Source organism: Streptosporangium sp. NPDC002607 (genome assembly GCF_053592655.1).
The window spans coordinates 37,849-51,737 of the sequence record NZ_JBSFWD010000025.1; the positions used below are offsets into that span (position 1 = coordinate 37,849).

Below are 13,889 nucleotides of genomic sequence, written 5' to 3' on the forward strand. Positions count from 1 at the left end.
CCGGCCGCCGCGGCGAGGCGGCGGGTGCCCCGTTGGAGCAGATGTTGAAGAAAGGACGACATCTGCGAGCCCCTACCCCGCCGGCGCCGGTTCGAGCTGGTCCAGCAGCCGCCGCACGTAACGCCGCCGGCGCGGCCGGGGCATGGCCAGGATCTCGCTGAGCGGCCAGTGGTAGTACAGGCTCAGCAGGTGCACGTCGCGGTCGAACTCCGGCCGACGCCGCATCATCTCGGCCAGGAACGCCAGGATCGGGTCGAACCCGGCGCTGAACTCCCGCCCGCACGCGGGGCACGTGACGTCGAACTCCCGTTGCACGAGCGCCGAGTGCGCCCGTAACCGCTCGGCCAGCGCCTCCCGTACCTGTGGTGAGGAAAGCGCCGGGGCCGCGTCACCGGTGCCGAGCACGCAGCGCCCCAGCAGCGTGGCCGCCAGTTCCTCCTCCGTCGTGTCCTCGGGACAGTCCCGGCCCAGAGCCTCCAGGTCGGCCCCGCGCGGCAGCCGGAACCGCAGCCGGATCGCGTCCGGGCCGTCGTGTGAGGCGAACCGGTACTCCGGCCGCTGCGGCCGTTCCTCCACCGGCAAGGCGTCCAGTGCGAAGTCGACGTCCATCCGGGCCGCGCACGCCGGTCGCGGGCAGGCCAGCACCAGCTCCACGCGGTTGCCGAAGGTCAGCCGCCACAACCGCAGGATCAGCCATTCGCGGTCGCCCACCGGCAGTTGCCCGACCATGTCGTTGGTGGGCGCCGCCGGGCCGATGCGGCTCACGCACCGCGCGAGCAGTCCCGTCACCACCTCGGACTCCAAGCTCGTGAGCGGCAGCGCGTACAGCCATTCCTCGTCCTCGCCCCGTACCGGACGGACGTCGGCCTCCTGCAGGCAGGCGCCGGCGGCGTCCAGCAGCCCGGCGGGCAGCCGGACCGTCGTGTCCGCCGTCATCACAACTCCGTGGGTTCGGTCACCGAGACGTCCCGCTGCCAGCCCTCGTTCTGCACCACGATGTGCTGGATCGCCACCGCGTTGGCACCGGCGTCGAGCTCGGGCAGCGCCTGGTACTCCGACACCCAGCAGCGGAACAGTGTGTACGAGATCGCCTTCTGCCCCGCCTCGTTATAGACGTCGATGATGATGTCCTTGCGGAACCCCTTGAGTGAGCCGGCCGCGTCGCCCTGGAAGTTGTGCACCAGGTTCGCCCAGCTCTCGAAGGTCGTGTCGTGCGTGACGCCGGCCTCCAGCGTGACCGGCTCGTAGCGGGTCTTGCCCGGCAGCTGGCGGCTGGTGCTGGGGTCGCCGGCCTCCCGCCACTGCGTCACCTCCGTCGTACGGCGCAGCGCGCTGCACTTGCTCAGGCCCGCCACGTACTGGTTGTCGATCTTGATACGGAACTTGAAGTTGCGGTACGGGTCGAACCGATGGGCGTTGACGGTGAACTTGGCCATGCGGTATCTCCTCAGTTGCCCACGGTCTGCTGGCTGATCCGGATGACGACGAACTCCGCGGGACGCAGCGGGGCGAAGCCCACCAGCACCGTGACGATGCCGGCGTCGATCTGTTCCTGGGGATTGGTCTGCGCATCGCACTTGACGAAGAACGCCTTCGCCGGCGTGTCACCTTGGAACGCTCCCGCACGGAACAGCGTGGTCATGAACCCGCCGATGTTCAGCCGCAGGCTCGCCCACAGGTCCTCGTCGTTCGGCTCGAACACGGCGAACTGGACGCCGTTGGCGATGCTCTGCTCCAGGAAGATGGCCAGCCGCCGGATGGGGATGTAGCGGTAGGCCGGGTCCGAGACGGTGGCGAGGGTGCGGGTGCCCCACAACACGATGCCGGAGGAGGGGAAGAAGCGGATGGCGTTGACCCCGGCCGGGTTCAGCACGTCCTGGTCGGCGTCGCTCAGCTGGCGGGCCAGCCCGACCGCCCCGACGACGTTGGCTTCCGTGCCGGCCGGCGCCTTCCAGACGCCGCGTCGCGAGTCGATCCGCGCGTACACCCCGGCGGCGAAGCCCGACGGCGGCACCAGCATCGGATCCGGCCCCGTTCCCGCCGGGTTCACCGTGGACAACCACGGGAAATACACGGCCCCGTACGAGCTCTTGACGGTGAGGCCGTCGACGAACGCCCGCGCCGAGTCCCGGGTTTGCACCGACGACGGCAGGTCGCCGATGAAGAAGCAGTCGCCGCGCTGCCGGCAGTAGCCGCTGCCCGCGTCGATGACCTGCTTGCTGCCGATCCCGGGGACCGCGACGATGTTGACGTCGCGCACCGGGTCGAGCAGTTTCAGCGCCTGGAGGTAGTCGGGGTCCTGCGGTGTGGTCCCGTCGCTGCCCGCCGTCACTTTCAGCGTGGCGCCGCCCACGATCCCGTCGCCGAGCAGGAAGGTGCCGCCCGCGGGCCGCAGCACCGCCGCGCCAGTGGTCTCGGACCCGCCGTTGGTCGTGCCCAGTCTGAGCAGCGCGGCGGCGTTGCCGTCGGGTGCGTTGACCACCTGGACGGACGAGCGCCTGCCCGGAGCGCCGGAGGTGAGGGTGTAGAGATTGTTCTCAAACTTCGCCTCGAACTGGCTGTACGCGGCGGCCGGTGTGCTACCGCGCAGCGGGGTCAGCTGCCGGACGGCGGCCTGGATCGCGGCAGCGATCTGGGCGCCGGCACTGGCCGGATCGGCGAGCACGATCGGCTGGAGGCCGTCACCGTTGAGATTGATCTGCAGCCGGCGCAGCTCGGCCGGCAGTGTGGTCGCCGGGCCGGCGCCGGAGACGCTCCTGCCGGGGTCGGTGGTGTCGTCGGCCGGGTCCACGCTGACCCGGACCAGCCGGGAGCGGGCATTGACGGCGTTCTCCGCGAAGTTCGGCGCGTCGGGATTGACGCTCAGGTTGTCGAACGTCTCGGTGACCACCCCGCCGCGGCGGACCGCGAGAGCGAACTCGTTGCCGGGGTCCTGCGTGCCGGCCGTGACCACGACCTCCAGATCGTTGGCCCACTTGCCGGCGCCGGCGGCGGCGACGATCAGGGTCCGGGCCGGAGGGCTCTTGCGGTCGCCGATCTCCACGCTCGCGGTCTGGGCGTTCGCGGCCACCCGGACGACGTACAGCCGTGTTCCGCCGTTGTTGAAGAACTGCAACGCGGCGTGGGCCAGGTAGCTGTCATTGAGGAATCCGCCGAAGCCGGCCTGGAACTCGATGAAACTCGTGACCAGCCGGGCGTGGTCCAGCGGGCCTGTTTCCGCCTTGCCGAGGAACGCCGCCGTCGAGGTGCTCACGCCCTCGATCGGGCGGACCCCGCTCGGCACCTCTTCGAGATATACGCCGGGATGCAATCGCTCCATCTGATTTCCGTCCTAGTCGTCAACTCGCCGGGGATTCTTCGTCCTTCTTGGCGCGGCGGCGCTCTCTGCCGCGCCCCGGGTCGGCCTCGGCCGGGTCGAGCATCACCCGGCCCCGCTCCTGGAGCAGCCCGAGCCACTGGTTGCCACCGGTCTCGAACTCCTCTATCGGGCCCGAGCACTCCCCGGGCGCTAGATGCACCGTGGTCCCGCTGTTCAGCTCCACGGAGACGAGTCCGTCCCAGACGTTTGTGATGTGCACGGACATGTACGCGTTCCCTCCCTAGGGTTTGGTTCATAGGTGTTTGGCCCTATAACTGTGGGCGTTCCAATCCGTTCCATCCCGTTCCATCGCAAACAAGGAGGTCCTACGCCACCCATGGCGGGACCGGCAGAAACCGCCAGCCGGGCGCATCGAGCTCAACAAGCAGCGGCGAGATTGCAGCGGTGTTGGAAGTCAGGTTGGGAGTGCCCCCGAGCAGGTTGTCAGCGCCCAGCACCCGCTCGCGGTCGGCCAGGGCGGCCTTCGTACAGGGGCGGCCCGGCCCCGGAGCGGTGATGTCACCCACGATGTCGGTGTCGAAGGCCGCCCGGTGCCGTGACCTCGTTGAGCCGGTAGACCCCGTCGCCAGTCGAGCGAGACGTGAAGGTCGCAGTGCGGCAACAGGACAAGGTCGAACACGGATGTACTCCTGATGGTCGGCTGAGGGCCGCTACCCGGTAAGGCGTTCCACCCCCCGTTCCCTTCGCGAAGGCGATGTACGGAACGCGCCAGGTTCGCCCCTCGAACCGGTCGGCAACCCTTTTCCCTACATGCCGTTCCATCCGGTTCCATTGGATGGAACGGCATGCGTCGTGATATGGCGGGTGCGCGCAGTCCCCCGATGAGCTCGTCGGGTGGTCTTGGGTTCGGTGGCGCGTTCCTTCCGACATGTCGGGGAGCGCGCCGGAGGCTGGGACGAGGACTGCGGTCCTGGTGAGGGCGTAAGGACGGCCTCTAGGGATCCTTCTTGCATGCGGATCGCGGAGGGTGTTCCACCCTGTTCCATTCAGTCCACAGGTGGACATCTCGGGTCTTGCGCCGACTTTGGCGATGGGCCACGATACGGGTCTTCACACGGTCGCAGTTAGCTTTCATTGTGGACCTGGGGGCCTGTGCTGCCGATTTTGCCGCAGCCGGTGGGAGCACTGAGCGGGATTGTGAAGGCGCATCCGTGTGCTGTCTCAGGGGGTGTCGTGACCACGGAGGAACTGCCGTCGGCGTACGGTGGGATGGGCTTGGATGACGTACTGCTGAAAGGAGAGTTCGCGCTCCACACCAGGGGCGATCTGCGGCTCAGCAGGCGACTGCTGGATGAGGCCTACCGCGAGGCGGACCGGCAGGGGGACGGCCCAAGGTTGGCCCGCGCGGCGTTGGGGCTGGGCGGTGTCTGGGTTCATGAACACCGCGCGGCAGCGGAGGCGGGGGTGGTCCGTGCCCGTCAGCTCCACGCTCTGAGCATGATCGATCCGCGATCATCACTGGCACTTCGCCTGCGCGTCCGACTGTGCGCGGAGGACGATTACCGCAGCGGCCGACATGACCGGATCCTTGAGATCCTGGCGCAGGTCAGAGGCGCGGGTGACCCTGTGGCGCTAGCAGAGGTGTTGAGCCTGGCCCACCACTGCGTTCTCGGTCCGGCAGATGGCGCCACCCGTCTGGAACTGGCCGAGGAACTGATCGGCCAAGCTGCTCATACGGCCCGCCGCGGGGATCTGTCGATGGGCCTGATGTGGCGAACCGCTGATCTGTTGATGGCCGCCGATCCACACGCCGAGCGCAGCCTGACAGAGCTGCGTTCCGTCCTGGCGGGAGGCGAACACCTGGCGGTCGGGTTCGTCGCCAGCGCCATGGAGGTCATGCTCAGCATCCGCGCGGGCCGATTCGCGCAGGCGGAGTCGATGGCGGCCACGTGCGCGGAGCGCGGGGACCTGGCAGGGGATGTCGATGCGCTCGGCTGGTACTGCGAGCACCTGGGCACGATCCGGTGGTATCAGGGCCGTATCGGTGAACTGGTAGAAGTGATCTCCGATCTGGCGCATTCCCCCATACACAGCGCTGTGGACAGCACCTATCTGGCCGCCTTGGCCGTGGCCGCCGCCACCGCAGGAGAGCACCGATTAGCCGTCCACATGCTGGCGCGCGTTCTCGGCCGGGATCTGTCTGATCTCCCCCACTCCAGCAGTTGGCTCCTCACGATGTACTGCGTTGTCGAGGCGGCATATCTGCTTCACGACAGCGAGGCCGCCGCCCGCGCATACACTCTGCTCAGCCCGTTCGCCGATCTCCCGGTCATCAGCAGCCTTGGCGTCACCTGTCTCGGGTCTGTCCACCACTCCCTGGCCACAAGCTCCCTCACAGTCGGCGATGTGGATCGTGCCATTGACCATTTCCGCAAGGCCATCCGTGTCAACCAGGCGCTGGGCCACTGGCCTGCGGCCGTCCTGTCCCGGTGGCGACTCGGACACGTGCTCGCGCGCGGACAGAGGTCAGGCCACGGCGAGGCCCGACGGGAGTTGGCACGGGCTGACCAGGAGGCGCTCAGTCTCGGCATGGTGTTGCCCCCGGAGAAGGATCCGCCCGCCGAGGATGCGGTGGCCATCTGCACCTGCAGACGTCGGGGGCGTGCGTGGCAGATCGAGCTTCAGGGTCGGACCGTGGTAGTCGAGAACCGCGTCGGGATGCGGCACCTGGCGACTCTTATCGCCAACCCTGGCCGGGAGATCCCCGCAACCGACCTAGCCGTTGGGGCGGGCCCGGTAGCTCACGATTCCTTCTCATCCCAGCCGATCATGGACGCCGTAGCGAAGCGCACGTTCACAGATCGGTTGGCGCAGCTGGAGGCGGAGATCGACGACTCCGATTCGATGAACGACCTCGAACGCGCCACGTCGTTACGCCGCGAACGCGACTGGCTGATCGATGAGTTGACTACCACCACCGGTCTCAAAGGACGGATGCGCGAGTTCACCGGTAGCGACGAACGGGCCAGGGTCGCGGTGAGCAAAGCGGTCAAGCGGGCGATCAGTCGAATCATGGAGATCGATCCAGTGGTCGGCGCGCACCTGGTCGACACCGTGGAGACCGGGCAACGCTGCTGTTATCGCCCTCGGTTGGACAGGCGCGGCGCCTGACGTCCGAGGTCCGACCGCAGTGCGTGCTCAGCCCGTGCCGGAGCCAACGGCCCGCGGGGGCGAGCGATCGATTCCGACCCCATCTGCGACCTCTCGACCGCGATAACCGTTTTCAATAGTGTTGGGATGACGGCACGGGGCTCGGCGGGTCTGGTTGAAAATTCTCATGCCGAAACGGCAAGAACCCTCTCGGGTTGCGGTTCCGGGTCCCGGCCTCGCGGCAGGTGGGTGAGCGCGGATGGTTCTGTCTGTGTCTAGCGGCAGCGTTTGTCGACGAGTTTCAGCAACACCCCTGATCCACGTCGTCCGGCACGAACCCCAACCATGGCAAGGTGCACAACGCGACGGCAAGCCCAAGGCGGTCCACCGGTCCCCGGCCGCGGCCGGGATCGATGAACGCGAGATCCGCCGGGGTCAACGTGAAGAACCGGAACAGTTCCTCCCGGTCGATCTCGGGGAACCTCCGTAGTGCCCAGTTCCTGGTCCGCGAACACCCGCGTCGCCGACCGGCTACCTCCTGCCAGAGCCCGAAGATCCCCGGCTCAGGAGCCTATCGGGCTATATCCGCCCGATTTTCCGCGAGTACTACGGCAACCCCTACTTCGGCCCCAAGGCGCTCAAGACCTTCCGCACGGCGGAGGCCGCCTGCGCCGGTGACGTACCCCGATGGACCCCGAAGCAGCCCCGGGGTCCATCAAGGGCCTTCAGCCCGTGGGCATGTCGCGCCGGCTGAGACCGACCAGGCCGACCGCGACGAGAACCGCCGCGGAGACGGTCATGACGACCAGCGGCAGGATCGCCATCTGCCCTCCGGGGAGTTGCGGCACGTGCTGGAAGATCGACAGGTTGATCACCCACTGGTCGAGCAGCAGTTCCTGGGCGGCCCAGCCGAGCACCATGGTGCCCAGCAGCACGGCGAACGTGCCCGCGACCAGGCGGGGCAGCAGGCCGAAGAGCGCGAAGGCGAGCCCGGTGAACACCCATATCGCGGGGAGTTGCACGAGCGCGGCACCCAGGAGGCGGGGCAGCTCGCGCCCCACGGCGCCCGTGTTCAAACCGTGCGTCAGCCCGGCGACCGACCCGAACGCCAGCACCCCGAGCACCGGCCCGAGCAGGGCGAAGGCGAGGTGGCTGCCCGCCCAGCGCAGCCGGTCCACCGGCGTGGCCAGCAGGGGCTCGGCCCGTCCGTCGCGCTCTTCGTTCCTGAGCAGCAGCGCCGCCTGCACCGCAAAGATCGAGCAGATCAGGCCGAGCATGGTCATCATCGGCGCGACAAACTGGTCGACGAGCGTGCCGGGGCCGCCGAGGCGGGCGAGCACCTCCCGTGCGGTGGAACCGCTGTTCTCCATCAGCGCGCCGAGGCTCTCCGATATGGCTCCGACCGCGAGCCCGACCAGGGCGAGCCCTGCGGTCCTGCCTACGAGCGGCCCCCGGTGCAGCCGCCAGGCCAGTGCCAGCGGACTGCGCAACCCAGGCGCGGCGTCGGCCGGCCCCGGGCGGGCCTGGAACATGCCGTTGCCGAGGTCGCGCCGCGCCGACAGCGACACGGCCAGCGCGGTGAGCGCGGCGAACCCGGCGACCACGAGCGCCAGGACCCACCAGCTCTCCCCGCTGTACGGCCGCAACTCCTCGGACCAGCCGAGCGGCGACAACCACAACACCCACGCGGGCCCGTCGCCGGACTGCACGCCGACGTCGCCGATGCCGCGCAGGATGACCGCGACGCCCACGGCGGTGAGCCCGATCGCGCGCGCTCCCCCGGCGCCGGTCGTGAGCTGCGCGGCCACGGCGCCGATCCCGGCGAACAGCCAGCCGGCGGCCGTGAACCCGAGCCCGAGCGCCAGCGAGCCGGCGACCGGCAGATCCTGGCCGATCAGCGTCAGCGCCGACAGCAGGCCCAGGACCAGGCCGGCCCCGCAGGTGACGATCAGGGCCGCGGCCAGGTCCGCGTGCCGGGAGACCGCGGTGGCACCGACCAGTTCACGCCGCCCCGCCTCCTCTTCCGTACGCGTGTGCCGGATGACCGTGAGCAGGGCGAAGATCGCGACCAGGCAGGTGAGGACCCCCGAGCGCCAAGCGACCAGCTCGCCGAGGCTCGACCCCTTCAACGCGCCGTAGACGACGGTGAAGGCCCTGGTGTGGACGCTGGTCTCGTAGTAGTCCTCACGGGCCTCGGCCGTGGGGTACGCGCCGTTGAACGCGCCGACGAACACCACCGGGACCGTGACGCAGAAGACGGTCCACAGGGGCAGCAGCACCCGATCGCGCCGCAGCGCCAGGCGGATGAGCTTACCCGCGCCGTCGAGCGCGTTCATCGGGCCGCCCCCGCGTGCTTGCTCCTGGTGCTCGCCTCCGAGCGGTCGTAGTGCCGCAGGAACAGCTCCTCCAGCGTCGGCGGCCGGCTGACCAGGCTGCGCACGCCCATCTCGGTGAGGCGGCGCAGCGCCGCGTCCAGCGCGGTGGCATCGACGCTGAAGCGCACCAGCCCGCCGTCGGTACGGAGGCCGTACACGCCAGGCAGGCCGGCCAGTCTGTCCGGCGGGCTCGCCAGCTCGGCCTCGACGAACGTACGGGTGAGGTGGCGCAGCTCGGCCAGGGTGCCGCTCTCCACGGTGCGGCCGTCGCGGACGATGGTGACACGGTCGCAGAGCGCCTCGACCTCGGACAGGATGTGGCTGGACAGCAGCACGGTACGGTCGCCGGAGCGCTGCACCTCCTGGACGGTCTCCCTGAACACCGCCTCCATCAGCGGATCCAGGCCGGAGGTCGGCTCGTCGAGGATGAGCAGTTCGGCGCCGGAGGCGAGCGCGGCGACCAGCGCCACCTTCTGGCGGTTGCCCTTGGAGTAGGTGCGGCCTTTCTTACGCGGATCGAGATCGAAGCGCTCGATCAGCTCGTCCCTGCGCCCCCGGTCAAGGCCCCCGCGCAGCCGGCCGATCAGGTCGATGGCCTCCCCGCCTGACAGGTTGGGCCACAGGGTGACGTCGCCGGGCACGTACGCCAGGCGGCGGTGCAACTCGCTGGCCTGCGACCAGGGGTCTCCGCCGAGCAGCCGGGCGGTGCCCGTGTCGGCGCGCATCAGGCCCAGCAAGATCCGGATCGTGGTGCTCTTGCCCGCGCCGTTCGGTCCCAGGAATCCGTGTACCTCGCCGGTCCCGACGACGAGGTCGAGGCCGTCCAGTGCCCGGGTCGGGCCGAACGACTTGACCAATCCTGCCACGGTGATGGCATCGATCTCAGCCATGGTTGGCGTCCTCGCATTGTGAAATGGGGTTGGTGAAATGGGCTCGCCACCGTGTCGAGGGCGCGGTCGATCGCGGCGCCCTCCGCGAGGGAGCATGGATGTGGAGATCGATGGGGAGCTAGAAGCGGTAGACGAAGACCGCGTTGCCCATCCTGGACAGCGACGCGCTCACCGCGGTCACAGGTGCCGCCGGGCGGCGAGGACCTCGGGGAAATCGATGTCGTACCAGTCGGCGGTGGGCGGCGGGGTGATGCGGAGCACCCGGCTGTCCAGGCCGACCGCGTCGGGGTGGCGGGCCAAGAACCGCTGGGCGATCTCGCCCAGTTTCCTGGCCCGGTGCGTGATGTTGATCGCGGAACTCGGGGAGATGCGGAACTTCCGGTAGTCGTAACCGGTCTTCCGCACGATCTCGTCGGCCAGCGCGTCGCCCAAGATCGGGTTGGGCAGGCGGTTATCCAGCGCCCTGCCGCACAGCGTCGACCACAGCGTGGCCTGCAGCGGCGTGAGGGCCGGAACGGTGACGGGCATCGGTCATTCACCTCTTTTCTGCTGTGAGGCTTCCCACGCGGCCTCGGCGGCCTTCAGTGGCGTGTCGTTGGTGTACAGCCCGCGGGTGGTGAGTTCGAGCATCGGCGTCACAAGGCGGTGCAGCACCTCGGGACCGAAGCTCTCGTAGCCGAGCGAACGCGTCAGAGGCGGTGCCATGGTGAGCAGGGCCACGCTCATCGCCACCTGCCACACCGCCATCGCCCTGATGTCCTTGAACGGGTGCATGGTCCCGTCGGCCACCCCTGCCCTGAGCACGGCTTCGGCCTCGGCCACCAGGGTGTCCACGAACGTGGTCGCCGCCGGTGAGTCCTCTTCCATCGCGCGTGCCATGTACTGGACGTGCAGCACGTACTCCTCGGGATCGGCAAGGTATTCGCGGAGCAGGTCCTGCATGCCCTCGGGGCGGGCGTCGTGCGTGTGCTGGACGAGGTTGCGCAGGACGTACTCGTCGCAGACCCCGCGCAACCCCTCCTTGCTGCCGAAGTGGTGGATGACCAGGGCGGCGCTGACGCCTGCCGCCGCGGCGATCGCGCGCAGGTTCGTCTTCTGGAAACCGTCGCGGGCGAACAGGGCTATGGCGGCGTTACGGATCTTGGCCTGGGCGGTCAGGTCCGACGAGGATGGCCGACGAGCTGAACACATGGTCATTATACTAAACACGTGTTCAGTCTTACGGCAAGGGGAAGGGATGGCCGCTATGCGCGCAGTAGGCGTCCAGAGTCTCCAGATCTTCTGGGCTTTCGGCCATGCGGGTGATCGAGGCCACGTCGGTGTTGTCGCGTGCGGCGTCCTGGGGTATCTCGGCCAGGAGCGCCGGGGCGCCCAGGTCGTCGTAGCGGATGACAGGTTCGCGTGGGGTGGTGAGGTCGAGCGGAAGCCTCGACTGTACGGCGACGACACGGATCGGCAGGTCGTCGGTGAATCCCAGGAGCCGAGGCGCCCGGGCTCTGGCCGCCTCCTCGCCGCCGGAGCCGATTGCCGGTTCGACGGCAGGTCTAGGTCGGAGCGGCACCGTCAGCGAAGTGCAGCAGAACCATCTCGACCAGTGCGGCGACGTCGGCGTCGACCATCGGCTCGCCGGTCATGCCCATCCGGTGGAGCAGGGTTCCGACGACGACGTCGATGAAGAACAGGACCCGGTTCTCCGGCTCGCCGAGCGCGTCCTGGAGCGCGAGCCGGTACGGGTCCTGCAACTGCGCGGACAGGACCTCGCGCAGAGCCGGATCGCTGACGGCGTCACTGAACACGCCTGCGAAAGCGTCGCCTACCCCGGGCTCGCCGACCTTCGCCGCAATCCAGCGGATGGCCGATGACATGAGCTCGGCTCGATCGGCGCCCTCCAGCGGCACCGGGCCGAACGCGTCAAGGAGGCAGTCCACGATCAGCGCGCCCTTCGACGGCCAGCGACGATAGATCGTCGTCTTCGCGATGCCGGCCGCGGCGGCGATGCGGTCGACAGTGGCACGTGCGTAGCCGAGCTCGTGGACCGTGCTCAGTGTTGCGGCGAAGACCACGGCGTTGACGCCGGAGCGCGGGCGACCGGGTGGTCTGGCAGATGTGGTCGCTCGGGTCATGCCCACACGATAACCTATTGCGCTACGATCGGTATCGATACTTGCGGTAGCGAAACTATCCGGCCGAGGAGAAGGCATGAGCGAGGTCACCGGTACGGAGCGGCCGCCGCTGGGCGTCCGGTTGCTGCACGCCCTGGGAAAGGAGCCGGACTGGCTGGCGATGACAGCCGAGGAACTGGTCGCCTTGCGCGACGCGGTGAACCGCAAGCGGGCATCCCGTCTGGCGCGGGTGATCAGCGGGTTTCCGGACCGCGGCGCCGCGATCCAGTGGCAACAGGTGGCGCTGCCCGGCCGCGAGCTCCCGGTCCGGGTGTACCGGCCCTCGCCCGGGCGCGGCGGCGAAGGCGGCGACCGGGCCGGCCTGCCGCTCGTGCTCCACGTGCACGGAGGCGGCTTCGTGGGCACGGCGGTGCAGAGCGACTGGGTGAACAGCCACCTCGCCGCGCGGCTGCCCGCGGTCGTCGTCTCGGTCGAGCACCGCCTCCTCGCCCCGGAGACTCCGCTGTCGGCGGCCGTCGACGACGGCTGGGACGTGCTCCGGCACGTGGTGCAGCACGCCGCGCAGTGGGGAGTCGACCCGGCGCGGACCGCCGTCTTCGGCGAGAGCACCGGCTCGATGGTCACCGCCCTGGCCGCGATCCGGGCCAGAGAGTCCGGCCTGCTCCTGCGGGCGCAGGTGCTGGTCAACCCCGCTGTCGACCTGACCTCGACGGGGTTCGACCACGCCTCGATCAGCCGGCACGCCCACAGCCCGACCCTCACCGTGACGCAGATGCGGCTGTTCCAGCGGCTCGCCGTTCCGCCGGGAACCGATCCTCGTGCGCTGTCGCCGCTGTATGCCGACGACCTGAGCGGGCTGGCCCCAGCGCTCGTGGTGGTGCCGACCATTGATCCGGTGGCCGATCACGGCCGCTGTTACGCCGAACGACTGCAAGCGGCCGGGACGCCCGCGCGGCTCACCGAATATCCCGGAGCGACGCACGCGTTCCTCAGCATGCCGGGCGTGGTGCCGCACGCGAAGGCCGCGCGGGCGGAGATCGTCGAGTTCCTCCGAGGGGCCCTTGCCGGGTGACGGGTCCCGGCCTGCCGGTTTGTGTTCCACATCATCGCCGCCATGGACGAGATGACCGCGGGTCGATCGACACAGTCGGTGGGCCGGCCCGGGAATACGACCATCGGCTCCACTGCGGGCCTGGTCGCGACGAGATCGACGAAGACGGGAGAGCGATGACAATCACCGACCTTGCCGAGGTGAGGGGACGGTCCGCACCACCACCATCAGCTGCCGATTCCGCGGCGGGGCAGAGCCTGGCAGGGCTGCTGCGCCCTCATCTGGGGAGCTTCGCCGCCGTTGTGGTCCTGCAGGTGATTGGCGCTGTCGCGGGTCTGGCACCGCTGCTGGCGGTCGTCGAATTGGGTCCTACGCTGTTGTCGCCCGGCCCGATCGATCACGGTCATGTCTGGTTCATCGTGATCGCGGGTGCGGTCGGCTTGTTCGTCCGACTGCTGTTCACGGCCGCCTCGTCCGGACTCGGACATGTTCTCGACGGCCAGGTGCAACTGTCGTTTCGCCGGCAACTGGCCGCGCGGCTGGGACGCGTACCGATCGGCTGGTTCTCCCGGCGCCGGACCGGCGAGCTGGCCAAGGTGGTGGGGGAGGACGTGAGTGCCGTGCACCCGTTCATCGCCCACACCCCCGGCGAGCTCGTCGCCGCGTTCGTGGTGCCGCTGGTGTCGCTGGTCTACTTGTTCACCGTCGACTGGCGGCTCACGCTGATCACGCTGATCCCGGTGGCGCTGGCAGTGGCGCTGGTCCCCCTGATGATGACCCCGACCCGGCTGCGCGAGCAGGAGGAGTTCGATGCGGCCATGGGACGGATCGCGAGTTCCGTCGTCGAGTTCGTACAGGGCATCTCGGTGGTGAAGGCGTTCGGCGGAGCCCAGCGCTCCCACCACAGATTCCGCACGGCCACGGACGATTTCGTCGGCACCTTTCTGCGGTGGGTGCGCGGTATCTCCGGGATCGCCGCGG

14 protein-coding genes and 1 pseudogene are annotated in these 13,889 nt (G+C 69.1%); 3 read left to right on the plus strand and 12 right to left on the minus strand.

The genetic code is table 11. The annotated features are described in order from the left end of the window. Nucleotides 1-72: 72 nt before the first annotated feature. The 5 genes from ACWD3H_RS26310 to ACWD3H_RS26330 form a co-directional block, all read right to left on the minus strand. The gene (locus tag ACWD3H_RS26310) at nucleotides 73-936 is read right to left on the minus strand and encodes a T4 family baseplate hub assembly chaperone (RefSeq protein ID WP_451956891.1); all 864 of its coding nucleotides are present in this window, start codon (nucleotides 934-936) and stop codon (nucleotides 73-75) included. After that, nucleotides 936-1,436 (minus strand): phage tail protein, encoded by a 501-nt coding sequence (locus tag ACWD3H_RS26315; RefSeq protein ID WP_355561476.1) that lies wholly within the window; start codon nucleotides 1,434-1,436, stop codon nucleotides 936-938. The genes ACWD3H_RS26310 and ACWD3H_RS26315 overlap by 1 nt, the downstream gene beginning before the upstream one ends. A gap of 11 nt (nucleotides 1,437-1,447) precedes the next feature. After that, the gene (locus ACWD3H_RS26320; protein ID WP_451956892.1) at nucleotides 1,448-3,319 is read right to left on the minus strand and encodes a phage tail sheath family protein; all 1,872 of its coding nucleotides are present in this window, start codon (nucleotides 3,317-3,319) and stop codon (nucleotides 1,448-1,450) included. 19 nt (nucleotides 3,320-3,338) lie between these two features. After that, nucleotides 3,339-3,584 (minus strand): hypothetical protein, encoded by a 246-nt coding sequence (locus ACWD3H_RS26325; protein ID WP_355561468.1) that lies wholly within the window; start codon nucleotides 3,582-3,584, stop codon nucleotides 3,339-3,341. 100 nt (nucleotides 3,585-3,684) lie between these two features. After that, the gene (locus ACWD3H_RS26330) at nucleotides 3,685-3,885 is read right to left on the minus strand and encodes a hypothetical protein (protein ID WP_451956893.1); all 201 of its coding nucleotides are present in this window, start codon (nucleotides 3,883-3,885) and stop codon (nucleotides 3,685-3,687) included. A gap of 667 nt (nucleotides 3,886-4,552) precedes the next feature. On the opposite strand from ACWD3H_RS26330, the gene ACWD3H_RS26335 reads away from it, so the two are divergent. Further along, the gene (locus tag ACWD3H_RS26335) at nucleotides 4,553-6,490 is read left to right on the plus strand and encodes a hypothetical protein (protein ID WP_451956894.1); all 1,938 of its coding nucleotides are present in this window, start codon (nucleotides 4,553-4,555) and stop codon (nucleotides 6,488-6,490) included. 280 nt (nucleotides 6,491-6,770) lie between these two features. Here ACWD3H_RS26335 and ACWD3H_RS26340 read toward each other — a convergent pair whose 3' ends face one another. The 7 genes from ACWD3H_RS26340 to ACWD3H_RS26370 form a co-directional block, all read right to left on the minus strand. Continuing rightward, nucleotides 6,771-7,025, minus strand: a complete 255-nt coding sequence (locus ACWD3H_RS26340; RefSeq protein WP_451956960.1) for a DUF4158 domain-containing protein — start codon at nucleotides 7,023-7,025, stop codon at nucleotides 6,771-6,773. Between the two features lie 169 nt (nucleotides 7,026-7,194). Then, on the minus strand, nucleotides 7,195-8,805 hold the full coding sequence (locus ACWD3H_RS26345) for an ABC transporter permease (protein ID WP_451956895.1): 1,611 nt from the start codon (nucleotides 8,803-8,805) through the stop codon (nucleotides 7,195-7,197). Further along, a complete protein-coding gene (locus ACWD3H_RS26350; RefSeq protein ID WP_451956896.1) occupies nucleotides 8,802-9,734 on the minus strand; it encodes an ABC transporter ATP-binding protein in 933 nt (310 codons plus the stop codon). The genes ACWD3H_RS26345 and ACWD3H_RS26350 overlap by 4 nt, the downstream gene beginning before the upstream one ends. A gap of 177 nt (nucleotides 9,735-9,911) precedes the next feature. After that, the gene (locus ACWD3H_RS26355) at nucleotides 9,912-10,262 is read right to left on the minus strand and encodes a class I SAM-dependent methyltransferase (protein ID WP_451956897.1); all 351 of its coding nucleotides are present in this window, start codon (nucleotides 10,260-10,262) and stop codon (nucleotides 9,912-9,914) included. A 3-nt stretch (nucleotides 10,263-10,265) separates the two neighbouring features. Next, nucleotides 10,266-10,925, minus strand: a complete 660-nt coding sequence (locus ACWD3H_RS26360; protein WP_451956898.1) for a TetR family transcriptional regulator — start codon at nucleotides 10,923-10,925, stop codon at nucleotides 10,266-10,268. 28 nt (nucleotides 10,926-10,953) lie between these two features. Next, nucleotides 10,954-11,295 (minus strand): hypothetical protein, encoded by a 342-nt coding sequence (locus ACWD3H_RS26365; RefSeq protein WP_451956899.1) that lies wholly within the window; start codon nucleotides 11,293-11,295, stop codon nucleotides 10,954-10,956. Further along, a complete protein-coding gene (locus ACWD3H_RS26370) occupies nucleotides 11,279-11,857 on the minus strand; it encodes a TetR/AcrR family transcriptional regulator (protein ID WP_451956900.1) in 579 nt (192 codons plus the stop codon). The genes ACWD3H_RS26365 and ACWD3H_RS26370 overlap by 17 nt, the downstream gene beginning before the upstream one ends. Before the next feature lie 76 nt (nucleotides 11,858-11,933). Here ACWD3H_RS26370 and ACWD3H_RS26375 point away from each other — a divergent pair, with 76 nt between their 5' ends. Both ACWD3H_RS26375 and ACWD3H_RS26380 read left to right on the plus strand, forming a co-directional pair. Next, nucleotides 11,934-12,929, plus strand: a complete 996-nt coding sequence (locus tag ACWD3H_RS26375) for an alpha/beta hydrolase (RefSeq protein WP_451956901.1) — start codon at nucleotides 11,934-11,936, stop codon at nucleotides 12,927-12,929. Nucleotides 12,930-13,084: 155 nt separating this feature from the next. Next, nucleotides 13,085-13,786, plus strand: a pseudogene (locus tag ACWD3H_RS26380) (ABC transporter transmembrane domain-containing protein); the annotation flags it as partial. Nucleotides 13,787-13,889: the final 103 nt, after the last annotated feature.